This is a genomic window from Flavobacterium sp. SM15 (assembly GCF_022012335.1).
Taxonomy (GTDB): domain Bacteria; phylum Bacteroidota; class Bacteroidia; order Flavobacteriales; family Flavobacteriaceae; genus Flavobacterium.
Window position 1 is genome coordinate 229,471 of sequence record NZ_JAKLTO010000004.1, and the last position, 22,470, is coordinate 251,940.

At 35.5% G+C, this 22,470-nt stretch carries 18 protein-coding genes; 9 read left to right on the forward strand and 9 right to left on the reverse strand.

Going from position 1 to position 22,470, the window contains the following annotated elements; all coding sequences use genetic code 11:
• Positions 1 to 79: 79 nt before the first annotated feature.
• The gene (locus LZZ90_RS08870; RefSeq protein ID WP_237790335.1) at positions 80 to 421 is read right to left on the reverse strand and encodes a hypothetical protein; all 342 of its coding nucleotides are present in this window, start codon (positions 419 to 421) and stop codon (positions 80 to 82) included.
• A gap of 161 nt (positions 422 to 582) precedes the next feature.
• Between LZZ90_RS08870 and LZZ90_RS08875 the strand changes: the two genes are divergently transcribed.
• Positions 583 to 2,283: an amino acid permease gene (locus LZZ90_RS08875; protein ID WP_237790336.1), complete on the forward strand. Its 1,701-nt coding sequence runs from the start codon at positions 583 to 585 to the stop codon at positions 2,281 to 2,283.
• A 619-nt stretch (positions 2,284 to 2,902) separates the two neighbouring features.
• Here the strand turns inward: LZZ90_RS08875 and LZZ90_RS08880 are convergent.
• On the reverse strand, positions 2,903 to 5,077 hold the full coding sequence (locus tag LZZ90_RS08880) for a DPP IV N-terminal domain-containing protein (RefSeq protein WP_237790337.1): 2,175 nt from the start codon (positions 5,075 to 5,077) through the stop codon (positions 2,903 to 2,905).
• Positions 5,078 to 5,248: 171 nt separating this feature from the next.
• Positions 5,249 to 6,454: an aminotransferase class I/II-fold pyridoxal phosphate-dependent enzyme gene (locus LZZ90_RS08885; RefSeq protein WP_237790338.1), complete on the reverse strand. Its 1,206-nt coding sequence runs from the start codon at positions 6,452 to 6,454 to the stop codon at positions 5,249 to 5,251.
• A gap of 179 nt (positions 6,455 to 6,633) precedes the next feature.
• On the opposite strand from LZZ90_RS08885, the gene LZZ90_RS08890 reads away from it, so the two are divergent.
• The 3 genes from LZZ90_RS08890 to lpdA all read left to right on the forward strand — a co-directional run bounded on the left by LZZ90_RS08890 (position 6,634) and on the right by lpdA (position 8,979).
• On the forward strand, positions 6,634 to 7,092 hold the full coding sequence (locus tag LZZ90_RS08890) for an Lrp/AsnC family transcriptional regulator (protein WP_237790339.1): 459 nt from the start codon (positions 6,634 to 6,636) through the stop codon (positions 7,090 to 7,092).
• An 86-nt stretch (positions 7,093 to 7,178) separates the two neighbouring features.
• Positions 7,179 to 7,379 carry a hypothetical protein gene (locus LZZ90_RS08895; RefSeq protein ID WP_237790340.1) on the forward strand — a complete coding sequence of 67 codons (201 nt, stop codon included), beginning with the start codon at positions 7,179 to 7,181 and terminating at the stop codon, positions 7,377 to 7,379.
• A gap of 196 nt (positions 7,380 to 7,575) precedes the next feature.
• Positions 7,576 to 8,979 carry a dihydrolipoyl dehydrogenase gene (gene lpdA / locus LZZ90_RS08900; RefSeq protein ID WP_237790341.1) on the forward strand — a complete coding sequence of 468 codons (1,404 nt, stop codon included), beginning with the start codon at positions 7,576 to 7,578 and terminating at the stop codon, positions 8,977 to 8,979.
• A gap of 54 nt (positions 8,980 to 9,033) precedes the next feature.
• Here lpdA and LZZ90_RS08905 read toward each other — a convergent pair whose 3' ends face one another.
• From LZZ90_RS08905 to LZZ90_RS08915, 3 genes are all read right to left on the reverse strand, one after another.
• Positions 9,034 to 9,411, reverse strand: a complete 378-nt coding sequence (locus tag LZZ90_RS08905; RefSeq protein ID WP_237790342.1) for a DoxX family protein — start codon at positions 9,409 to 9,411, stop codon at positions 9,034 to 9,036.
• A gap of 55 nt (positions 9,412 to 9,466) precedes the next feature.
• Entirely contained in the window at positions 9,467 to 10,360 is an 894-nt protein-coding gene (locus LZZ90_RS08910) for a DUF4349 domain-containing protein (RefSeq protein ID WP_237790343.1), read from the reverse strand.
• 162 nt (positions 10,361 to 10,522) lie between these two features.
• Positions 10,523 to 12,247, reverse strand: a complete 1,725-nt coding sequence (locus LZZ90_RS08915; protein WP_237790344.1) for a hypothetical protein — start codon at positions 12,245 to 12,247, stop codon at positions 10,523 to 10,525.
• A gap of 247 nt (positions 12,248 to 12,494) precedes the next feature.
• On the opposite strand from LZZ90_RS08915, the gene LZZ90_RS08920 reads away from it, so the two are divergent.
• The 3 genes from LZZ90_RS08920 (at position 12,495) to LZZ90_RS08930 (ending at position 17,136) form a co-directional block, all read left to right on the forward strand.
• Positions 12,495 to 13,784, forward strand: a complete 1,290-nt coding sequence (locus tag LZZ90_RS08920) for an anthranilate synthase component I family protein (RefSeq protein ID WP_237790345.1) — start codon at positions 12,495 to 12,497, stop codon at positions 13,782 to 13,784.
• Positions 13,785 to 13,846: 62 nt separating this feature from the next.
• Positions 13,847 to 15,109: a tRNA lysidine(34) synthetase TilS gene (gene tilS / locus LZZ90_RS08925; RefSeq protein WP_370640660.1), complete on the forward strand. Its 1,263-nt coding sequence runs from the start codon at positions 13,847 to 13,849 to the stop codon at positions 15,107 to 15,109.
• Complete coding sequence (locus LZZ90_RS08930) at positions 15,109 to 17,136, forward strand: thioredoxin family protein (protein ID WP_237790347.1); 2,028 nt, start codon at positions 15,109 to 15,111, stop codon at positions 17,134 to 17,136. Before tilS ends, LZZ90_RS08930 begins: the two co-directional genes overlap by 1 nt.
• Positions 17,137 to 17,165: 29 nt before the next feature.
• Here LZZ90_RS08930 and LZZ90_RS08935 read toward each other — a convergent pair whose 3' ends face one another.
• The gene (locus tag LZZ90_RS08935; RefSeq protein WP_237790348.1) at positions 17,166 to 18,365 is read right to left on the reverse strand and encodes a HAMP domain-containing sensor histidine kinase; all 1,200 of its coding nucleotides are present in this window, start codon (positions 18,363 to 18,365) and stop codon (positions 17,166 to 17,168) included.
• Between the two features lie 179 nt (positions 18,366 to 18,544).
• Between LZZ90_RS08935 and LZZ90_RS08940 the strand changes: the two genes are divergently transcribed.
• Positions 18,545 to 20,080 (forward strand): YifB family Mg chelatase-like AAA ATPase, encoded by a 1,536-nt coding sequence (locus LZZ90_RS08940; protein WP_237790349.1) that lies wholly within the window; start codon positions 18,545 to 18,547, stop codon positions 20,078 to 20,080.
• A 64-nt stretch (positions 20,081 to 20,144) separates the two neighbouring features.
• Positions 20,145 to 20,771 carry a hypothetical protein gene (locus tag LZZ90_RS08945; RefSeq protein WP_237790350.1) on the forward strand — a complete coding sequence of 209 codons (627 nt, stop codon included), beginning with the start codon at positions 20,145 to 20,147 and terminating at the stop codon, positions 20,769 to 20,771.
• A 54-nt stretch (positions 20,772 to 20,825) separates the two neighbouring features.
• Here LZZ90_RS08945 and LZZ90_RS08950 read toward each other — a convergent pair whose 3' ends face one another.
• On the reverse strand, positions 20,826 to 21,683 hold the full coding sequence (locus LZZ90_RS08950; protein WP_237790351.1) for a neutral zinc metallopeptidase: 858 nt from the start codon (positions 21,681 to 21,683) through the stop codon (positions 20,826 to 20,828).
• 2 nt (positions 21,684 to 21,685) lie between these two features.
• A complete protein-coding gene (locus tag LZZ90_RS08955) occupies positions 21,686 to 22,456 on the reverse strand; it encodes a hypothetical protein (protein ID WP_237790352.1) in 771 nt (256 codons plus the stop codon).
• Between the last annotated feature and the right edge of the window lie 14 nt (positions 22,457 to 22,470).

Genomic DNA, 22,470 nt, shown 5'->3' on the forward strand with positions numbered 1-22,470 from the left:
AATACATACAAAATTAGGAAATGTTAAAACGTTCAGGTGCTAAAATTTTTACAAATTTTTTATAACAGGTAACAGAACGTTAATTAGTAATCAATCTGAATATTAAAATGATAACAGTTATAAAAACAATGGTTGAATAGATTTCTTTGTTGTATTTGGCCAGCCAAAGCGGTAAATAAATATCGAAATTAGGTTTTGAGGAATCGGAATAATTTCTGGCAATTAAAGTAACAGGGCAAATTCTTTTGAAAATAAGAAGGACAATTCCTTCCATAACAATCAGGCCAAGGCAAATCCAGACCCATTTGTCAATTTTATTAGCAATAACCGCATAAAACAAATAAAAAATAACAACGTTGAAAAACAGCCATATCGCTGTATGGAGCAGTTTTACAAGTATGAGTTTAGAATTTTCCCGCATACTCTAAGTTACTAATTTTCCGGTTTTTACTGAAATTGAATTGCAGTAAGTTTCCCTGAGCGATATTGATTATTATTTTCTCTTCAAATAAGATATAATTCAACTGGTTTCATATATTTGTTTTCCTAAAAATTAACAAACCAAACCAAGGGAAACTATTTATGTTTTTTAAAGATTTATTCAGAAGAAAATCCACAGCAACCATATTAAAACAGGGAGGGGATGGTGATCATGCCACCGGCCTTCACAAAGTACTTACCGTTCGTGATCTTACCTTTTTCGGAATTGCCGCCATTATTGGAGGAGGAACGTTTTCCGCTATTGGAAACGCTTGTTTCTCAGGTGGTCCCGGAGTAATTTTATTATATGTAATTTGTGCGATTGCCTGTGGTTTTACAGCGATGTGTTATGCAGAATTTGCCTCTCGCGTACCGGTTTCAGGAAGTGCTTATACGTATGCTTACGTTTCTTTCGGAGAAGTTTTTGCCTGGATTATCGGATGGGCTTTAATCATGGAGTATTCCATTGGTAACATTTATATTGCCTTTTCCTGGAGTGGTTATTTTACCAACTTACTGGAAAGTTTCCATATTCATTTACCGGAATGGCTTACAATAAATTATCAGTCTGCGCATTCGGCTTTCCTTGAAAATAAAGCAGGTGAAGGTTTTAATGCCTGGCAAAATGCTCCAATGATCGGTAGCTTAAAAGTAATTTTCGATATGCCGGCTTTTGTCATCAATTTATTGATTACATACTTGGTTTATAAAGGAACAAAAGAGTCAAAAAACTTCAGTAATGTAATGGTAATGATTAAGTTAGCGATTATCGTTCTGGTTATCATTGTTGGTGCTTTTTATGTTGATATTGACAATTGGACTCCATTTATGCCAAACGGTTTCGGAGGTGTAATGGCTGGAGTTTCAGCAGTTTTCTTTGCTTATATCGGTTTTGATGCGGTTTCAACTTTAGCGGAAGAATGTAAAAACCCACAACGCGATTTACCCAAAGGAATGATTTATTCTCTTGTAATCTGTACAGTGGTTTATATCATTTTAGCGTTAATCTTAACAGGAATGGTATCTTACAAATTCCTCGGTGTTAGTGATCCTTTAGCAGAAATTTTCGCCTTAAAAGGAGTGAAGTGGATGCTGTTTATTGTTTCAATTGCAGCCGTAGTAGCCATGACCAGTGTAATGTTGGTGTTCCAGATGGGACAGCCGCGTATTTGGATGACCATGAGCCGTGACGGTTTAATGCCGAAGAAATTCTCAGAAATTCATCCGAAACATAAAACTCCCGGTTTTGCAACAATAGTAACAGGTTGTGTGGTAGGTTTGCCAATTTTCTTCACTGATGAAAACTTTGTATTAGACTTTACAAGTATCGGAACTTTGTTTGCATTTGTATTGGTTTGTGGTGGTGTACTTATGCTTTCTCCACAAAGTGAAGCAGAAATTGCAGAACGTAAAACCAACGGTAAATTTAGAATTCCGTACATTAACTCGAAATTCATATTCCCTGCATTAGTATTAGGTTCAGGATTATTGGTTAACTATTTGTTCCCGACTTTCTTTGGAGATACATTCGATTTTTCAGGAGATAAATTCGCTACAAATATTTCGATGGTAGTATTCTTTATCTTATGTGCAATAATGGCTGTTGTGGCGTTTATGAAAAACCTTTCCTTAATTCCATTGTTAGGATTGATTTCATGTTGCTACCTGTTAACCGGTATGGCGGTTTCCAACTGGAAATGGTTTGGCGTTTGGTTAGTTATAGGACTTGTATTTTATTTCTGTTACGGATTTAAAAACAGTAAACTCAAGTTCAATAAATTAGAAGCTACTTTAGAAGATTAGATAAAAAAATCCCGAATGTTTAATTCGGGATTTTTTTTAATTAAAAGTATGGTATAGTCCTTTACCAAAGAAATAACCAACCATAAAGAGAACTGCTAGTGCAACTGTAAAAAAGATTGCTTTTTTAGTTGTGAAATTTGTGTTGTTTCCGGTTTTCATAATTCTATGATTTTAAACTATTTGACTCAAAATTTACCGCTTTGTTACAAATAAAAAATCCGCTGTTTTAATAACGGATTTTTATTGAAAAAACGGAATCTTTATAGTATAACGATTCAATCTTCATATTAAAAACATAATCAATTAATAAACTGATTTAATAAATCGTTCTAACAACTGTATTTATTGAAAAAATGAATCTATTTATTGAAAAAACAACTGTATTAATTAAAAAAATAACCCGATACTTTGAAACGATAACTTGATACATCTAGAAAATTACTTAAAAAATACAGTTATTTTATCAATTTACCACGTTGTGCAACGTATTAAAATACCTCCAAAAGCTTTGATGCAGTGGGCTTTATCAAGTTAATAGTTCGGTTTAATAAGGTGTTATGATAAAAAAAATCCGCTGCTTTCACAACGGATTTCTTAATTATGTAAAATTCTAAGAAGTCTATTTCTTCAAATGAACATTAAAATAATCGGCAACTTTTGCATACAAATGGATTCGGTCTCTTCCGCCAACATTATGTTCGTGGTTAGGGTATAAGAAGTAATCGACTTGTTTTCCTGCTTTAATACATGCTTCAATAAAGTTCATGCTGTGTTGTTGCACCACAACCGGATCTTGAGCTCCGTGAATAACTAACAAGCGTCCTTTTAAATCTTTGGCTTTATCTAATAAAGAAGCTTTTGCATAACCATCAGGATTTTCCTGAGGCATATCCATATAACGCTCTCCGTACATGATTTCGTAGTATTTCCAATCGATTACCGGTCCTCCGGCAACACCTACTTTAAATACATCGCTGTGGTTGGTCATTAAGGAAGTAGTCATGAATCCTCCGAAACTCCATCCGAAAACACCAATTTTATCAGCATCTACAAACGCTTTCGATTTTAAGAATTCAACACCTTTCATTTGGTCGGCCATTTCGTTAACCCCTAACTGTCGGTGGTTTACATCGCAGAATTTCTTTCCTCGAGAGTCACTTCCTCGGTTGTCTAAAGTAAACACAACGTAACCTTGTTGTGCCATGTAATAATCGAAGTAGCCTCCGCCGCCCATCCAACGGTTGTTCACCAACTGAGCATGAGAACCTCCGTAAACATAAACCATTACCGGGTATTTTTTTGCAGCATCGAAATTCGCAGGATAGATGATTCGTCCGTTTAAAGGCGTTTTTCCATCTGCAGAAGTTAAAGTAACCAACTCCATTTTAGGCATGTCGATTTTCCCAGTAAAAGGATTATCCGCTTTTAAAATTGAAGTGTTGGCCATTTTCGTTTTTACATTCAGAATAGAAATCTCATTTGGAGTGCTCACATTGCTGTATTGATCCAAAATCATTGTTCCGTCTGAAGAAACCGATGCTGCGTGTGTTCCGGAAATTGTAGTTAATTGAATAGTTTTTCCGGATTTGATATCTACTTGGTATAATTGACGATCCAAACCGTTGTTGGCTGTTCCGATGTAATTGATCTTTGTTCCTTTAGCGTCGAAATCTAAAAGGTCTTTCACTACAACATCTTTGTAACCAAGGTTTTTGATCATTTTACCCTCCGTGTTGTACAAATACATTTGATTGAATCCGTAAAAATCCGTTTGGTAAATAAATTGGTTAGGATTGTTCGGAACAAAAGTTAACGAATGTTGTGGTTCTACCCAAGTTGAAGCTTTTTCCTCGAACAAAGTTTTAATGAAAGCTCCGGTTGAAGCATCGTATTTGTTGAATTTCAAATGATTTTGTTCACGGTTTAAAACACCAATAAAGATATATTTTCCACTTGGTTCCCAAGAAACCATAGTTAAGAATTGTTCTTTTGGTTCTCCGGTTTGAATGGTTACTTTTCTTTCTGTAGCAACATCATAAATTACAACGGTAACATTCTCACTGGTCATTCCGGCCATCGGATATTTGATGTCTTTGTTTGCTGCTTCACGCTCATTCCAGTTGATGATAGGGTAGTTGCCCACCATAGTTTCGTCTTTTCTGTAATAAGCTAATTGTGTTCCGGTCTGGTTCCACCACATACCGCGGTCGATACCAAATTCCTGACGGTGAACATAATCCGAACCGTTTACAATGGCAGGATTTTGATCGTTGGTAACTTCAATTACATTTCCAGCTGGAGTTGTAATTCTGATATTATTTTCTTTTAACCAAGAAACATTACCGTTAGAAGCAAATTTAGCTTGTGCACCTTCATTAGAATAACTTGTTGAAGTTGTGATTTTTTTGGAAACCACATCGTAAGTTACTTTATAGTTGTTTTTTTTTCCGGCAACTTCAGTCTCGAAAGTGTTTGCTGTTTTCCAGTTAATTTCAAAAGGGAACATTCTTAGTGAAAACTCCTCATTTGGAAAAGCAGTTTTAAGAGCATTTTCGAAATCAGTTTTGGTAGCAAGGGTAGTTTCTTTCCACGCTGTAGCAGCACTTTTTTCCAATAAACTTGAAAAATCGGCACTTAAATAAGTAATTGCTTTAGAATCTTTACGCCATTGCTGGGCATTTTGTGTAGTAGGGGCATATTTTCGGGCACCTGTTACCGTTTCTTCTATGGTGAAATTCTTTTGGGCAATAGCCGCAGAACCAGCCAGAAGAAAGAATAATGTAAATTTTTTCATTAATAGAATTTTTAAAAGGCTAATTTATACAAAGTTGAATTCCTATACTGTTAAGGAATGCTAAAAATTACTTGATACATCAATTAGTTACAATTTTTTAATTTTTGTTACAAAAAAGAAATCCGCCAATGATTACTCAAAAGCGGATTACTAACTAAAAAACTAAAAAACTTAATTTAAAATCGAAAGTTCCTTCATGCAATTTTTCATCATTGTATAGGTTCTCTCAATATCGTTGTCCAAACCGATGGAGAAACGAATTAATCCGTCGGTAAGGCCCATTTCTTTTTGTTCGTCAAGCGGAATTTCAGAAGAAGTTGAAGTTCCCGGTGCACTAAACAAGGTTTTGTAAAATCCTAAACTTACTGCTAAATACCCAAGGTTTCTTTCCTGCATTAGTTCCATTAATTCATTGGCTTTGTCTAAAGAACCAACGTCGATGGTCATCATTCCTCCAAAACCGTATTCTGGATTAATCATGGTTTTATAAATCTCATGGCTTGGATGTGATTTTAAACCAGGATAAACCGTTTTGATTCCGTCCGCTTCAAATTTCTCGGCTAAATATTGTGCATTGTGACTGTGTTGCTTCATACGGATATGAAGTGTACGAAGGTTTTTCATCACTGAAGCGGAACGCAAACTATCCATAGTTGGTCCTAAAAGCATGCTTGCTCCATCGTTCACATTTTTAAGGCTATTAATAAAATCCTGAGAAGCACAAACCACACCACCAACAGTATCACTGCTTCCGTTGATGTATTTTGTTAAACTGTGGATCACAACATCAGCACCTAATTTTGCCGGAGCAACTGATAAAGGTGAAAACGTATTGTCAACCACCAATTTAAGGTTGTGTTTTTTTGCTATTTTAGAAAGTGAAGCAATATCAGCAACTTCCAATAAAGGGTTACTTACAGTTTCACAATAAATTACTTTTGTATTCGGAGTAATTGCTGCTTCTACAACTTCTAACTTTGTAATGTCTACAAATGTCGTGCTTATACCCATTCTAGGAGTGAAATTTTTAAGAAAAGCATAAGTTCCTCCATAAATAGTACGGCTGGAAACAATATGATCACCGTTACCGCACAATTGTAATAAAGTAGGAGTGATGGCGCCCATTCCTGAAGCGGCTACGTTTGCGCTTTCGGTTCCTTCCATTGCTGCCAAAGCTTTATCCAAATAAAGGTTACTTGGTGAAGAATGGCGGGAATACAAATAGCAACCTTCTGCATTTCCTTCGAATGTATCGAACATGGTTTTTGCGGAAAGGAATGTATAAGTAGAACTGTCTGAAATAGAAGGGTTAACACCTCCAAATTCTCCAAAATATTGCAAATCCTGAATTTTGTCTGCCGGGTTGAATTTCTCCATAAAATAATTTTTGTAGGTTGATAGTAGTAGTTAAATAGGGGTCAAAGAAAAGTTATTTAGGAAAATATATCAACTAATTATTGATTATTTAGATTTATATTCTGTATTTATTGGTAATTGTAGTTGTAATTTCATTTAAAAGAAGTAAATTTGACTTTCAAACCAATTTTTTTTCAATTATGAATTTTGATGCCATTGATAAAAAACTACTAAAATTGCTACAAACCGATAGCAAGCAAACTACTAAAGAGTTGTCTCTAAAACTCAATTTGTCGGTTACAGCTGTTTATGAACGAATTAAAAAACTAGAGAAAGAAGGTGTAATTTCAAATTACGTTGCTTTAGTCGACCGTAATAAAATTGATAAAGGCTTCGTGGTTTTCTGTCATATTAAATTGACTCAGCATAAAATTGAATTCATCAACCAATTTGAAAAGGAAGTCATTAAACTCAATGAAGTGCTGGAATGTTTCCATGTGAGTGGAGATTATGATTATATACTGAAGATTTGTTTAAAAGATATGGAGGAATACCGTGAATTTATGGTAACGAAACTAACTACCTTACAGCATATTGGAAGCACACACAGTACTTTTATGATTAGTGAGGTAAAGAGTACAACTGCTTTTTATGTGTAAAAGATTACAATTTTTTAGATTTTATTTTTTAATTTGTAAATAAAGGATTACTTTAGAACTTTATTAACCAACAAAACTAAAAAATTATGAAAACAAGACTTTTAAACATTCCAGGAGCAGAAGTGTTATCAAAAGAAACACAAAAAATGATCAAAGGTTCCGGAAAAGGTGGAAATCCAGATTTATCACTTTGTGGCTGTTCATGTAGTGGAGCGGTTACCGGTCCTGATTATTGCGTACAATATATTGCTTGCCCCCAAGTTTATACCTGTAACGATTCGATATAATCAGATTTAAATAAAAAGAAAAGGCCTATTAAATAGGTCTTTTTTTATGTCTTTTTGTGAAAAACATACTATTTGAATTTGATTCTTGATAAAATGCAAAACATCATTATTTTCCTTAATAAACTGATTCTGTATAAACAAAAATCCTTAATTTTGTGCGACGAAATTTTTAAAAACACAACATAAAATAAATACTATGAGTTCATTTGACGTAGTTATTATTGGTTCAGGTCCTGGTGGATATGTAGCGGCAATCCGTTGCGCACAGTTAGGAATGAAAACGGCCATCATCGAAAAATATTCCACTCTTGGAGGTACTTGTCTTAATGTAGGTTGCATTCCTTCTAAAGCAATGTTGGCTTCTTCTCATCATTATGAAGAATTACAGCACTTTGCAGATCACGGTATCGAAGTTTCCGGAGATGTAAAAGTAAACCTTGAGAAAATGGTTGCCCGTAAACAGGCGGTTGTAGATCAAACTTCTGGCGGTGTAAAATATTTGATGGATAAAAATAACATCACTGTATTTGAAGGAGTAGGGTCTTTCGAAAACGCAACTACCATCAATGTAACTAAAGCTGACGGTTCTGTTGAGAAAATCGAAGCTAAAAATACAATCATTGCTACAGGTTCAAAACCATCATCTTTGCCTTTCATCAAAATCGATAAAGAAAGAATCATCACTTCAACTGAAGCTTTAAAACTAAAAGAAGTTCCAAAACACCTTGTCATCATTGGTGGTGGAGTTATCGGATTAGAGCTTGGACAAGTATATTTACGTTTAGGAGCTCAGGTTTCTGTTGTAGAATTTATGGACAGAATCATTCCGGGTATGGACGGAGGTTTATCGAAAGAATTAACCAAAGTATTGAAAAAGCAAGGAATGAAATTCTACACTTCCCACAAAGTTCAGGCTGTTGACAGAGCTGGAGAAGGTGTGGTTGTAAAAGCTGAAAACGCTAAAGGTGAAGTAATTACTTTAGAAGGTGATTATGCTTTGGTTTCTGTTGGTCGTCGTCCTTATACGGATGGTTTGAACGCAGATAAAGCAGGAGTTAAAATCACTGAAAGAGGACAGGTTGAAGTAAACGATCATTTACAGACATCAGCTTCTAATATTTATGCAATTGGTGATGTAGTTCGTGGAGCTATGTTAGCACATAAAGCGGAAGAAGAAGGGGTAATGGTTGCAGAATATTTAGCAGGACAGAAACCTCACATCGATTATAATTTAATTCCAGGAGTTGTTTATACTTGGCCTGAAGTTGCAGCGGTTGGTAAAACTGAAGAGCAATTGAAAGAAGCGGGAGTAGCCTACAAAGCCGGAAGTTTCCCATTCAAAGCTTTAGGTAGAGCGCGTGCAAGTGCTGATATCGAAGGATTTGTTAAGATTTTGGCAGATGCTAAAACCGACGAAGTTTTAGGAATCCACATGATTGGAGCAAGAGCCGCAGATTTAATCGCAGAAGCTGTAACGGCAATGGAATTCAGAGCCTCAGCAGAAGATATTTCAAGAATGTCTCACGCACATCCAACCTTTGCAGAAGCAATCAAAGAAGCAGCATTGGCAGCTACAGATAACAGAGCATTACACGTATAACAGTCTGTTAAACAATATCTATATAAAAAAAGTCGCTCATTTGAGCGACTTTTTTTATTTGCTTACGAAAATACCTTTATAACTGTCCCAATGCCTGTAAATCAGAAAAATATTTCCAAGAAACAAGAAAGCTCCGGCACCAATATTGGCTGGATCCAAACAAAGATGGACCATTATGATATTTACTGATATAGGCAATAGAACCAAATTGGCTAAGCGCACAAACATCCCGGAAATAAAAGCCAAACCACAAAGAAATTCCAATCCTTTTACCAAATTCATTAAATAACCGGAGGCAGCTAATCCTTCATTGAAGGTTTTAAGATCTCCAGTTAAAACCGGTTGTGGAAATAATTTTAAGAAATAAACGATGGAACCAAACAACAATAAAGCTCCCATAAGAACCCTTATAACAACAGTCGCAATTTTCATAAATATTTGATTTTTAGAGGTTAGTTAATCAAATGTAAGAAAATAATTAAAATGGTTACTGTTGTTTTCTGTTAAGTTTCTTATAGCCAATATATCCTAAAGCACCAATCAAAATCAAAGCCCAAAGTTGCACCACAAAAGCAATGATGGATTCCAGCATGTACCAACCGGTTTTTAAGCTGTCCCAAATCTGTAAACCTAAATGCGGACGGTATTTGTTGATGCTTTTCTCACTGGCATACAATTCGTGTTTAATCGCTTCACGCTGATACAGTTTAATAGAAACCGTGCTGAAGTTCACTTGATCGTTCAGAGAAAGATTATTCAATTTGGCATTATCGTTCTGTTCTTTTTTAGCCGCCAGATTTTCTTCGGCATCAATTACATTGTTTAGTTTTTTTCCTTTTTCGTCAATAGCTTTTTCGATTCTGTTTTCAGTTGATGAGCTTCTTTTTTGCGCCATTTTGTTAGCCTGAAGCTGAAGGGAGACATCATCCGCTTTAATCACTCTCGAATCCAAAAAATCAATTTCTTTTGCAATCGATTTTATTAAAGTATCCAGTTTAGTGTTAGGAACCCGAATTGTGATGTCATTTTCAACCGTATATTTCGTAGTTTCTAAAATACTGTCCTGACTTACACGAGTTTCCTCTTTTTCGTTTATATGACTTTGTAAATTTGTATAAGTGACAAATCCTCCAAATTTAGCAGTTACATTTTCAATGGAATACGTTGATTTTGCGACATTTTTGACTTTGAACTGCAAATCTGCCGTTCGAACGAATTTTCGATTACTGTCTTTTTTTTCAACTGCTGCGGATGAGGAAACTGCATCAGCCGCGCTTTCAGAGGTTACGATTTCTTCTGCTTTAGATTCAGAAGCTTCTTTGCAGGAATAAGCAAGCACTAAAAGCAATGCCGCCATACCAATTCGAGGAATTGTTTTCATAAAAATTACTATTTAAAGGTTAATGTTACAGGGTAAAACGAAATAGTAATTTTCAGTCAATAGGAATTGGTTTTAGTAGATTTTCACACAAGTATTCCTACTAAAAAGTGTGCCACAATTTCAAAAAAACGGCAATGCAATAATATTTTTGTTTTTGAGTTTTTACTTGATTCTGGAGGTTGCAATTTTCACATCGGCGGTTGCCCAACTTTTTAATATAAGTCGTTCTATTTCAGTTGATTTTTGCTTGTTGCTAAGTTTTTCATAAGCCAATTTTAAACCGTGTTCAGCCCAGCCATTTTTAGGAAATTGTTTTAAATCTTCTTGGTAAACTTTAATGGCTTCGTTGTATTTTCCGGCTTCAATTAAAATGGCTCCCAAATGATGTCTTACTGAGAAAAACCAATCGGGCGGTTCATTGTAATTCAAACCGTCTTCAATCACTACGGCTTTTTGAAGTGTTTGGATGCTTTGTGTGTATTTTTTTTCAGAAGCTAAAATCTCGGCTTTCAAAACTTTAGCAGCAATATTCACAATCGAGCTCATCGAATTGATTTGCCAAATGGTTATTTTTTCCAAATACTTATCGTTGGCCAGAACTTCCAATTGCACCAGTTCAGATTTTGCTTTTTGCAAATCGTTTTTGCCCAAATAAGCCATTCCTTTTGCATAATGGGAAATCGCCTTAGGGTATTTTAAGGTATCGGAAACTAATTTCATTTTTAAAATTTCGTCCCATTTGCCAAACTTTACCGCTACGAAATAAGGAATCACGTAATAATGCTGTAACGTTTCCAATCCGGGTATAATCATATTTTTCGGATGCACTAATTTAGAAGTTTCGTTTGCTCCAATCATAGCCCATTTTGAATTTCCTTCCAAAGTAGCAGTTCCAGCCATAAAATGATAATTATGAGGATAATAACCAATCGGATAAGCGCCTTGAGCGTGACACATCGTAACATAAGCACTATCCACTTTACAGGCATTTATATTGGCTATGGTTCCTTTGTGATAATCACCCGTCCGGATGTAAATATGGGAAGCCATATGCGTCAGATGACCAAAAGATTTCGCATTACCGTCATCAAAGAATCTGGCAGCTGCGTAACCTCTTTGCGGAGTGGATGAAGCCTCAACCGCATGAATGTAGAAATGATTGGCACCGATGTGTTTTGGGTCTTTTTTAAGGATTTTCTCAAATAAACCAACAATTTCAGGCGTCCAGGGTTTAGGTTTTCCGTTTTTATCATATAAATCCCAAGGATGTAAATCCATGACAGATTCCGCATAAAGCGCATTGATATTAATATCGTCAGGAAATTTAGCATTGGCTTCTTTCATCGCTTTTGAGTAGGCAATATCAAGGTTTTTTCTATCCTTGACAGGTTTTTCCACATAACGATTTGAGAGCGCATTTATTAACGCTTTTTCACTTTCAGAAGCGTTAGTGCTTAATTTCAAAGCAGTTTGTATCGCTTTATAAGCCCTTTCGTAATTGTCCGGTTCCATTCCGGCGTTGTAATTTGGCCCTAAAACATAGGCAAATCCCCAAAAACACATAGCGCATTGGGGATCGAGTTTGGTTGCATAATAAAAGGACCGGGCAGCCTCTGCATGATTAAATCCATAAGCCAAAGCTAATCCTTGATTGAAGTATTTTTGAGCTTCCGGATTTTTGGTGGTAATCTTATAATCAAGGATATTCATCCCTTTGAACAGTGGTGCTTTATTGTCGGATTCATACCATTTTGCATCAATTACAGGTGGCGCGCAACTCATGCTGTTATGAGTAATTTGCGGTTCATTTTCTGGTAACGGAGATTTTTTTCGGCAGGAAAAGAATAGGGCAGATGCGATTAAGAGAATGAATACTGTTTTTTTCATGATGACAATTTTAATGTGAAAGAAATATATAAAGTTACTTAAAATCAATGAGTTGATTTGTTTTTTGTAGGTTTTTATGGAGCGAATGGGTAGTGATTTATCAGCAAGCCTTTTTCCCGTTTTCCGCTTTACAAGGTGCCGCTGCAACCGGGGCTAGAGTGGAAACCATAGCTTCTTTGGCAACTTTGTGCAATTTCCTTGTAAACTTTATGGTTAAGCAGTACTTTTACGTGATAAATAGTAATTTTTGAGAACTTCTGTTTTTAAATCCATTTCAAACGTAAGTCAATTCAAAGAACAAATTTTGAGTTGGGCGCAACAGTTTCGGGAAGTCGTTTTTCTCGACAGTAACAGTTATCCGCAGCAGTACGGAAGCTACGACTGTGTTCTGGCTTGTGATGCTTTTACATCCTTAAAAACAGATTATCACAACGCTTTTGAAGATTTAAAACAGTATCAGCAACAAACCAAAGATTGGCTTTTCGGTTACTTGTCTTACGATTTAAAAAATGATACCGAAAAACTCTATTCTAAAAATTTCGACGGTTTAAATTTCCCTGATTTATACTTTTTTCAGCCTAAGAAATTGTTTTTTTTAAAAGGTAATGAGTTGGAAATCTGTTATCTGAACATGTGTGATGACGAGTTGGAGGAGGATTTTGAGGAAATAGTTGAAAGGGAAAAGGGAAAAGAAGAGCAAAGTCTTGCAATAAAAATCGAGCAAAGGATTTCAAAGGAAAAGTATTTGCAAAAAGTAAGCGAAATGTTGCAGCATATCCATCGTGGCGACATTTATGAAGCAAATTTCTGCATGGAATTTTTTGCAGAAAACACCAAAATCAATCCGTTGGAAATCTATCAGAAACTGAATGCCATTTCCGAACCGCCTTTTGCAACATTTTTCAAAAACAACACGGATTTTCTACTTTGTGCATCTCCGGAACGCTATCTGCGAAAGCAAGGTACAAAAATAATTTCCCAGCCCATAAAAGGAACCGCGAAACGCGTTTTCGATGAAGAGCCTGATAATCAATCCAAGATCGATTTATCTGAAAATCCAAAGGAACGTTCCGAAAACATTATGATTGTGGATTTGGTTCGAAATGATTTATCACACACCGCGACAAAAGGTTCGGTTCAGGTAGAGGAACTTTGTGGGATTTACACGTTCAAGCAAGTCCATCAAATGATCTCGACTGTGGTTTCAGAAGTAGAAGAAGCAACCTCACCAATCGAAATCATCAAAACCACTTTTCCAATGGGAAGTATGACCGGGGCGCCAAAAATTTCCGCTATGCAAATAATCGAGGATTTAGAACAAACCAAGCGAGGTTTATACAGTGGGGCGGTTGGTTATTTTACGCCAAACAACGACTTCGATTTCAATGTAGTAATCCGAAGTATTCTGTATAATTCAAAAGAGAAATACGTTTCTTTTTCGGTAGGAAGCGCCATCACTGCAGAATCAAAACCGGAAATGGAATATGAAGAATGCTTGCTTAAAGCTAAAGCGATGCGTGAAGTGTTACTTGGTTAAATTTTATACATTTGGTTATGTTTTTAAAACTCCAAAATCATATCAGCGAAAATCTTTCATTTTTGAAAGGAAAAAAACTACTGCTTGCTATAAGCGGCGGTATCGACAGTATGGTTTTGTTGCATCTTTTGAAACAGTTAAATTTTGATATTTCAGTTGCACATTGCAATTTCAAATTAAGAGGCGAGGAGAGTGATGGAGACGAAGCTTTTGTGAAATTGATATGTGAAAATTTCAATGTTGTATTTTTTGTAAATCATTTTAATACAAAAGAATATGCGAGTTCACATAAACAATCAATTCAATTAGCTGCGCGTCAACTTCGCTACGATTGGTTTGATGAATTACTGGAAAAAGAAAGCTTTGATTATCTGTTGACAGCGCATCATTTGGATGATTCCGCAGAGACATTTTTAATCAATTTTACAAGAGGAACAGGGCTGGAAGGTTTGATCGGAATTCCGCAAATGAATAATAAAATCGTTCGTCCGCTTTTGGTTTTTTCGCGCGAGGAAATTGAAAATTATGCCAAAGAAAGTAATATAAAATGGCGGGAAGATTCCAGTAATACTTCTGATAAATATTTGAGAAATAAACTTCGACATGATGTTATTCCTATTTTAAAAGAACTCAATCCAAGCTTTTTGAGTTCGTTTCAACAAACCTTGGAAAACCTGCAACAAGTTCAGTCTATGGTAGATGATGCGTCAAGAATAGTTTATCGAAAAGTGGTGGAAGATGCTGATTTTCAGAAGCGAATCAATCTTATGGAATTAAAAATCCTACCCAATTACCAGGCGTATTTGTACCAATGGTTAAAGCCTTTCGGATTTACAGCTTGGAATGATATTTATGATTTAGTTGAGGCTCAATCCGGCAAACAGGTTTTTTCCGGAAAACATCGGCTACTTAAGGATAGGGAAGTGCTAATTCTGGAAGAACTTTCTGAAAATCAAAACGAAAGATATCTTATTGAAGAAAATCAAACGGAAATTGAACATCCAATTGCTATGAAAATCTCGTATGTAACAAATGTTACAGATACCGGAAGTTCAGAAATTATCTTTGTTGATAAAGATTCGTTAAAGTTTCCGCTGGTATTTCGAAAATGGCAACAAGGTGATTATTTTTACCCTTTCGGAATGGAAGGCAAAAAGAAGGTCAGCAAGTATTTTAAAGATGAGAAATTTTCACTGATCGATAAAGAAAACGCCTGGTTATTATGTTCCGGAGAAGAAATTGTCTGGATTGCCGGAAAACGTGCAGACAGACGATTTTCAGTAACAAAAACAACACAAACTATAATAAAATTTGAATTAAAGTAATGAAACGATTTTACGCCCTGTTACTCTTATTTTTTACTTTTTTAAGTGCTCAGGCACAAATATTAAATCCGGTAAGCTGGAAAACTTCCGTTGAGAAAAAATCGGATACTGAAGTGGTTTTGGTCTTCGATGCCACAATTGAGCACGAATGGCACATGTTTTCCCAATTCACACCGGAAGGTGGTTCTTCACCCTCTGTTTTTGAATATAAAAATGCAAAAGGAAACTTTGAATTGGTCGGAAAAACTAAGGAAAGTCCTTATAAAAAAGTATACAGCGATGTTTTTGAGGTAGACGAATACATGTTTGAAAACAAAGCACAGTTCAGACAAACAGTTAAAATTACCAATCCGAATTTAAAATCTATTTCTGTTTATGTTGAGTATCAGGTTTGTAAAGAATCGTGTATCCAGCAAGACAAAACGTTTGAGTTCAAGTTGCCGCAGATGAACGTGAAAGCTTCGGAAGTAGCTGTAACAATAACTTCGGTTGATTCAACTTCTTCACAAACAGCAGTTGTTACAGATTCGACTTCATCATCAGAAGTTAAAGAAACCGTTGCAACTTCTCAAGAAAAACCAGTTGGCAAAAAAGAAGAGAAAAAAGGTTTGTTATCAATTTTCTTCTTCGCATTTTTAGGTGGGTTCGCAGCACTATTAACACCATGCGTTTTTCCAATGATTCCAATGACCGTGAGTTTCTTTACCAAGCAGAGTAAAAACAAGGCACAGGGAATTCGAAACGCAATTATTTATGGGGTTTCCATTATCTTGATTTATGTAATTCTTGGAACTTTGGTTACGGCGATTTTTGGTGCCGATGCGTTAAATGCTTTATCAACAAACGTTTGGTTTAATATCATTTTCTTTGTCTTGTTGGTGTTTTTTGCCGCATCGTTCTTAGGAGCTTTCGAAATCATGTTACCAAATTCCTGGGCAAATAAAGTGGACCGTCAGGCGGATAAAGGAGGAATTATCGGAATTTTGTTCATGGCTTTGGCTCTGGCGATTGTTTCGTTTTCCTGCACAGGTCCAATTGTTGGAACGTTATTGGTGGAAGCAGCTTCCAAAGGAGGACTTGCTCCGATTGTTGGAATGTTGGGCTTTTCATCAGCTTTGGCTTTACCGTTTATGTTATTTGCAATGTTCCCGGGTTGGTTAAATTCATTACCAAAATCAGGAGGATGGTTAAATACAGTAAAAGTTGTTTTAGGCTTCTTAGAATTGGCTTTAGCGTTTAAATTCTTATCCAATGCAGATTTGGTTCTTCAAGCACATTTATTGGAAAGAGAAACGTTTTTAGCGATTTGGATTGCCGTTTTTGGAGCGTTGGCTTTTTATCTTTTCGGGAAAATCACTTTGCCACATGACAGCCCGTTAACCCATATTTCAGTTGGAAGATTGTCTTTAGGTTTGTTGGTTTTATCGTTCACGATTTACCTGATTCCGGGACTTTGGGGAGCACCTTTGAAATTGATTTCAGGATTCCCACCGCCAATGACTTATAGCGAAAGCCCTTACGGAGTAGGAAATTCGAAAGGAGTAGGAAATAGTGATTCTCATGCAGGATTACCAGACGGAGCACATTTAGGGCCACACGATATTGTAGCTTTCACAGAGTATGAAAAAGGAATGGCTTATGCTAAATCAGCTAATAAACCAGTATTATTGGATTTCACCGGATTTGCTTGTGTAAACTGCCGTAAAATGGAAGATTACGTTTGGTCGAAGCCGGAAATCTTATCTATTTTAAAAGATAAAGTGGTATTGATTTCGTTATATGTTGATGACAAACGCGAATTACCCGAAAACGAGAAATACACTTCGAAAGAAACCGGTAAAGAAATTAAAACGATCGGAAACAAATGGAGTGATTTCCAAATTACGCATTACAAAGCAAACGCACAGCCGTATTACATCATTTTAGATAATGAAGCAAATCGATTAACGGAACCGGTTGGTTACACACCAGATTCAGACGAATACAAAGCATGGCTGGAAAGCGGAATTGCTAAATACAAGAAATAATTCATTTTACTAATACTATTGAAGCGGGTTTATTTATCAAAACTGATAGTAAACTCGCTTCCTTGATTTAGAACGGATTTAACTTCGATTTTTCCGTTAAGATTCTCAGTTATTTTTTTTACGGTAGCCAAACCGATTCCTGTCCCGTAATTTCCGAAACGATCTTTTTTATTAAGGGTTTTAAAGAACAAAAAAATTTGATCAAGACTTTCGGCTTCAATTCCGTTACCATTATCCTTTACTGAGATTTTTGTTTGTTTATCTGAATCTTCACAATTAATTTCAATTTTAACCGGCTTTTTATCGTTGTATTTGATACCGTTGCTGATAAGGTTTATAAGTATCTGTTCAAGGGCATTCTTATTGGTTTTTAAAATCAAGGTTTTGTCGGGTATTTTAAATTGATGTTCTCTTTTAGAATCCAGCACACTGATAATTTGATTCAGCACATCGCAAAACACAACTTCCTCACAGTCATTTTTGTGGAACGTATCGCTTTTATAATAATTAAGAAGCCCATCAACATAATCCTTTAACTGATAGGAGGAAAGCGAGAGAAAATTGAGATATTCTTTTTCTTGTCCTTCAAATTTGTCGTTGCAGGTTTCTTTGAGTAATAATATCAAGGAGATGATGTTGTTCAAAGGAGATTTGATATCATGAGAAACAACCCGTGCAAATTGTTCTAATTCTTCGTATTTTAAATTGAGCATTTTGTTGGTTTGCAGTAATCTGAGGTTTTTTTTTCTGAGTTCGAGCAATTTGGATACCTGATTACCTAAAATTTCAAGTGATTTTGCCTGATCCTCAGTGATTTCTTTTGGAGAAAAGTCTGCAACACATAAAGAACCTAAATTGTATCCCTCAGGACTTTTGAGTGTTACACTTGCATAAAAACCGCCATCTTCAAATCCGTTAAACTTGCTTAAGGCTTCAAAATCCTTTTCGTTTTTAACATTATTTACGGATATAAATTTATGGGGTTTTGTAATTGCCAAAGCGCAAAAAGAGGTATTTCTGTTGGCATCATAACTATCAAAACCAACTTTAGATTTGACCCAAACTCTGTCCTGATCAACAAGAGTTATTGCTGAAATTGGGGTGTTACAAATTTTTGAAGCTAAATAAGTAATATTATCATAATCAGTTTCGGGGTCGGTATCTAATATTTCATAACTTTTTAAAATTTCTAACCTTATACGCTCATCAAGTGTAGTTTTTGCATTCATAATCAAGTTGTTATAATTATAGAATGACTATTAAATTTATGAAAAAAACAGCAATTATTATAGTTTTCTAAACGGTATTTCTTATTCTGAATAAAAATATAACAGTTGATTTTAGTCATTTTGTAAGAAATATTTTTAAATTATAAGAAAAATACTATTTTTGATGAAATTTATACGCCATGTTAACAAAAGTATTTGGAAGCGCTGTTTTTGGAGTAGACGCTACAACAGTCACTGTAGAAGTGAATATCGATAAAGGTATTGGTTATCACTTAGTTGGGTTACCGGATAACGCTATAAAAGAAAGCAGTTATCGAATAGCGGCTGCCTTAAAAAACAACGGTTATGAACTACCCGGAAAGAAAATAACAATCAATATGGCTCCTGCGGATCTTCGAAAAGAAGGGTCTGCTTATGACTTAACCCTTGCCATTGGAATTCTTGCCGCATCAGGTCAAATTAAATCTGAAGAAACTGATAAATACATGATAATGGGGGAACTTTCCCTTGATGGAAGTTTGCAGCCAATAAAAGGAGCTTTATCAATTGCCATAAAAGCAAAAGAAGAGGGGTTTAAAGGTTTCTTTTTACCCAAAGTAAATGATAAGGAAGCTGCTATTGTAAGTGGTTTAGATGTATATGGTGTTGAAAATGTTTCAGAGGTTATTGATTTTTTCAACGGCAAAAAATCCCTTAAACCAACAATAGTAAACACTCGGGAAGAATTCTATAAAACCTTAGATTTTCCTGAATTTGATTTTGCGGAAGTTAGAGGGCAGGAATCCATTAAAAGATGTATGGAAATTGCGGCGGCAGGAGGTCATAATATAATTTTAATAGGTCCACCCGGTGCAGGAAAAACGATGCTTGCTAAACGTTTGCCAAGTATTTTGCCTCCAATGACATTAAAAGAAGCTCTGGAAACTACCAAGATTCACAGTGTTGCAGGTAAAATGAAAGATATTGGTTTGATGAACCAGCGGCCTTTTAGAAGCCCTCATCATAATACTTCGTGTTCTGCAATTGCCGGCGGAGGTAGTTACCCTCAACCGGGAGAAATCTCCTTAGCTCACAACGGAGTTTTGTTTTTGGACGAATTGCCGGAATTTAAACGTGATGTTTTGGAAGTAATGCGGCAACCCTTGGAGGATAGAGAAGTAACAATTTCCCGTTCAAAATTCACGATTACTTATCCTTCATCTTTTATGTTGGTGGCAAGTATGAATCCGAGTCCTGGTGGTTATTTTAATGATCCTGATGCTCCTGTAAGCTCTTCTCCAGCGGAAATGCAACGATATTTAAGTAAAATTTCAGGTCCACTTTTAGACCGAATAGATATTCATATTGAAGTAACTCCTGTTCCTTTTGACAAACTTTCTGATACTAATAATGGGGAAGGTAGTATTGAAATCAGAAAGCGTGTAATTCAAGCCCGAGAACTTCAGTCGATTCGTTTTAAACATCTTGAAAATATTCATTATAATGCACAAATGACAACTAAACATATTCGTGAACATTGTAAACTTGATGAAGTGTCATTACAACTTTTAAAAACCGCAATGCAAAGATTAAACCTTTCGGCTAGAGCTTATGATAGAATTTTGAAAGTCTCAAGAACCATTGCAGATTTAGAAAATAGCGAGTCTGTAAATTCTAATCATATTTCGGAAGCAATTCAGTACAGAAGTTTAGATAGGGAAGGCTGGCTTGGATAATGGTGCGATTTAATTTGATTCGGAAATTTAGTTTGCTAGCTTTATACTCTGAAAAATGACAAATATGAAATTTAAAATTGTATTCCTTTTCCTGCTATTTACTTCAATGTGTTTTGCTCAGGATACCATCAGTACTTTACGACAAAAAAAATACTTAGCAAGTAACATTTCGATTTCGAACGACAGTGTCAAATTTAAAAACTTTTCATCTCCGCAAGGTCGAGAATATTCTTTATCCAAAGATGATATATACGATATTAAATATCATGATGGAAAAATAATAGATTTTCTTTCAGAAGAAGAAAGATCAAAACCATTTGATGATTTTAAAAGTGATTTGACAAGTATGATTAATAAATTCGGATTTGATTCAGATTCTGACACAAAAAGATTTTATGCCACATTTGAAGATGACTATTTAAGACTTCAGATTAAGAATTCAAAAGGGACAAAAATGGACAAAGGGATTTTATATAATTTCATTAAAATTTATGATGTTCATGATTTGTCAGATAGAACTAAAACCTATTCATTTATTAACATCTGGGTAGCTGCTCAAGTAAATCCTAAAATTAAACGATGGGAAAAACATAAAATTGTGATGAAGGTAAAAGGGCCAGACGAGGCAGAAAAAATTCTGCGATTGTTTAAACTTTTACATAAAAGAATACTTGATATAAAAAGAGGTTAACTAAAAAAATCGGGGAAGTCCCGATTTTCTATTTTTTAAAGTATTTAATTAAGCTTAATCAAGTTCTTCAGCAAAAGTATCACCTTGTTTGATGTCGCCGGTTTTATATCCTTTGGTAAACCATTTGATGCGTTGTTCTGAAGTTCCGTGTGTAAAAGATTCCGGAACAACCTGTCCCTGCATTCTGCTTTGAATAGCATCATCACCAACCGCATTTGCAGCACTAAGCGCTTCTTCAATATCGCCTTCTTCAATGTATTGCTGGTTGTATCTTGCCCAAACTCCTGCGTAAAAATCGGCTTGAAGTTCTAAACAAACGGAAAGTTTATTGGCTTCGGCTTCACTTCTTCCGGATTGCAATTGCCTTACTTTATTTGATGTTCCCAGCAAAGTTTGAATATGGTGTCCAACTTCATGAGCAATTACGTAAGCTATGGCGAAATCTCCACCTTTGGCCCCAAAACGGGTGCGCAATTCTTCAAAGAAATCCAGATCCATATAAACTTTATGATCTCCCGGACAGTAAAAAGGTCCAGAAGCTGAAGTAGCTCCTCCACATGCGGTTTGCACTTGACCAGTGAACAGAACCATTTTGGGCTCTTCATAGGTCATTCCGTTTTCTTCAAAGATTTTATGCCACGTATCTTCAGTGTAGGCAAAAACCGTTTTGGCAAACTCGCCTAATTCTTTTTGTTCAGGAGTAAGTTCAACTTGCTGGGTAGGAGCAGATTGTTGTTGATTTTGTTGCATCTGTTCCAGAACCGGGGTAAGCATTTTAGCATTATCACCACCAAAAACATTCAGCAATAAAACAATTATACCAATTATTCCACCACCAACTGCTACCTGACCGCCGGAAATTCCTCTACGGTCTTCAACATTATCACTTTGTCTGTTTCCTCTCCACTTCATAATTATAAGTTATTAAAGGTTTCTTGTTCTTCAAAGCCAACACTGTTCTTGTATATTACATAATACATAGAATAAAGATAAGGTAATGTAAAGAAAATACCTAAACAAAAGGCGATTAATCCCACACAAGAAGCTATAGCTGCAATCAAAAGCGCCAGAAAAATCCAGATTGGTTGTTTGCTTACCACCAAAATACTGTTTGAAATGGCTTGAAAAGCAGATAATCCTCCAAAAATAATTAGCGGAATAGTCATACTAAGCAAAAAGCCAATGAAATAGCTCAATAAAGTTCCAACAAAATCCAAACGTAAAATTTGAAAAGCTACGGCAATACTTCCTGTTATTACTGATATCAACAGAGATGAAAGAAGTAAATCTTTAAGATAACTTGCCTTATAACATTCAAAAATAGTTGAAAAGGAAACTTCTTCTTTGGTTTCAACATCATGAGCTAACTTGATTAGACCTGCAGTAAATGGAGCAAATAACATTCCTAATAATGAAACCCCTCCAATATAGGCAAGAATTTCAGTAGCGGTAAATTGTGAAAAATCCATCACCATAGATTCTTCATTAAAATTCTCAAAATCTATAAAGTAAGACATTCCGAAAATCGTCAAAATCAACAACGACAAAATAACTATTATTAAAGCCAGACCGGCTAATAGTGCAATCTTTTTATAGTTTGTAAAACTTTCGTCGATTAAATTTCCTAAATCGATCTGATAACCATTTTGCTTAATTTCAGCAAGTCTTCTCGTTATGTAATTCATCTGTAATAATCTTT

What these genes read in the sequence shown, in the direction of transcription:
- LZZ90_RS08870 (WP_237790335.1), bottom strand. Translation starts at nt 421, where the DNA reads ATGCGGGAAAATTCTAAACTCATACTTGTAAAACTGCTCCATACAGCG.
- LZZ90_RS08875 (WP_237790336.1), top strand. Translation starts at nt 583, where the DNA reads ATGTTTTTTAAAGATTTATTCAGAAGAAAATCCACAGCAACCATATTA.
- LZZ90_RS08880 (WP_237790337.1), bottom strand. Translation starts at nt 5,077, where the DNA reads ATGAAAAAATTTACATTATTCTTTCTTCTGGCTGGTTCTGCGGCTATT.
- LZZ90_RS08885 (WP_237790338.1), bottom strand. Translation starts at nt 6,454, where the DNA reads ATGGAGAAATTCAACCCGGCAGACAAAATTCAGGATTTGCAATATTTT.
- LZZ90_RS08890 (WP_237790339.1), top strand. Translation starts at nt 6,634, where the DNA reads ATGAATTTTGATGCCATTGATAAAAAACTACTAAAATTGCTACAAACC.
- LZZ90_RS08895 (WP_237790340.1), top strand. Translation starts at nt 7,179, where the DNA reads ATGAAAACAAGACTTTTAAACATTCCAGGAGCAGAAGTGTTATCAAAA.
- lpdA (WP_237790341.1), top strand. Translation starts at nt 7,576, where the DNA reads ATGAGTTCATTTGACGTAGTTATTATTGGTTCAGGTCCTGGTGGATAT.
- LZZ90_RS08905 (WP_237790342.1), bottom strand. Translation starts at nt 9,411, where the DNA reads ATGAAAATTGCGACTGTTGTTATAAGGGTTCTTATGGGAGCTTTATTG.
- LZZ90_RS08910 (WP_237790343.1), bottom strand. Translation starts at nt 10,360, where the DNA reads ATGAAAACAATTCCTCGAATTGGTATGGCGGCATTGCTTTTAGTGCTT.
- LZZ90_RS08915 (WP_237790344.1), bottom strand. Translation starts at nt 12,247, where the DNA reads ATGAAAAAAACAGTATTCATTCTCTTAATCGCATCTGCCCTATTCTTT.
- LZZ90_RS08930 (WP_237790347.1), top strand. Translation starts at nt 15,109, where the DNA reads ATGAAACGATTTTACGCCCTGTTACTCTTATTTTTTACTTTTTTAAGT.
- LZZ90_RS08935 (WP_237790348.1), bottom strand. Translation starts at nt 18,365, where the DNA reads ATGAATGCAAAAACTACACTTGATGAGCGTATAAGGTTAGAAATTTTA.
- LZZ90_RS08940 (WP_237790349.1), top strand. Translation starts at nt 18,545, where the DNA reads ATGTTAACAAAAGTATTTGGAAGCGCTGTTTTTGGAGTAGACGCTACA.
- LZZ90_RS08945 (WP_237790350.1), top strand. Translation starts at nt 20,145, where the DNA reads ATGAAATTTAAAATTGTATTCCTTTTCCTGCTATTTACTTCAATGTGT.
- LZZ90_RS08950 (WP_237790351.1), bottom strand. Translation starts at nt 21,683, where the DNA reads ATGAAGTGGAGAGGAAACAGACAAAGTGATAATGTTGAAGACCGTAGA.
- LZZ90_RS08955 (WP_237790352.1), bottom strand. Translation starts at nt 22,456, where the DNA reads ATGAATTACATAACGAGAAGACTTGCTGAAATTAAGCAAAATGGTTAT.